Here is a 569-nt window from a genome sequence, read left to right on the forward strand (position 1 = left end):
AAGCGCGCAGAGCAGGAGATCGAGCGCCTGGCCTTCTACGACGCGCTCACCGGCCTGCCCAACCGCCGCCTGCTGCTGGACCGCCTGCAGCGCTCCATCGCTGCCTGCCAGCGCACCAGGAACCTGGGCGCCCTGCTGTTCATCGACCTCGACAATTTCAAGGACCTCAACGACACCCTGGGCCACGACATGGGCGACCAGCTCTTGTCCCAGGTGGCCGCCCGCCTGGTGGGCAGCGTGCGCGAGGCCGACACCGTGGCCCGCTTTGGCGGCGACGAATTCGTCGTCATGCTCGAAGCCCTGGCCCCGGACCTGGCCGAAGCCGCCACCCAGGCCGAGACCGTGGCCGAGAAACTGCTGGCCCACCTGAACCAGCCCTTCGAACTCGACGGCGCCCAGCACTACAGCACCCCCAGCATCGGCATCACCCTCTTTGGCGACGAACGCCTGTCGGTGGACGAACTCTTGAAGCGCGCCGACCTGGCCATGTACCAGGCCAAGGCCGCAGGGCGCAACACGCAGCGCTTCTTCGACCCCGACATGCAGGCGGCGGTCAACGCCCGCTCCAA

General features: G+C 68.2%; 1 protein-coding gene. It reads left to right on the top strand.

From position 1 onward, the window contains the following. Positions 1 to 569, top strand: a 569-nt coding sequence (locus ACSQ3D_RS27870; protein ID WP_436129035.1) for a diguanylate cyclase domain-containing protein, incomplete at both ends; no start/stop codon positions are given.

This window comes from Acidovorax sp. LjRoot117, assembly GCF_964252695.1.
GTDB lineage: Bacteria > Pseudomonadota > Gammaproteobacteria > Burkholderiales > Burkholderiaceae_C > Acidovorax.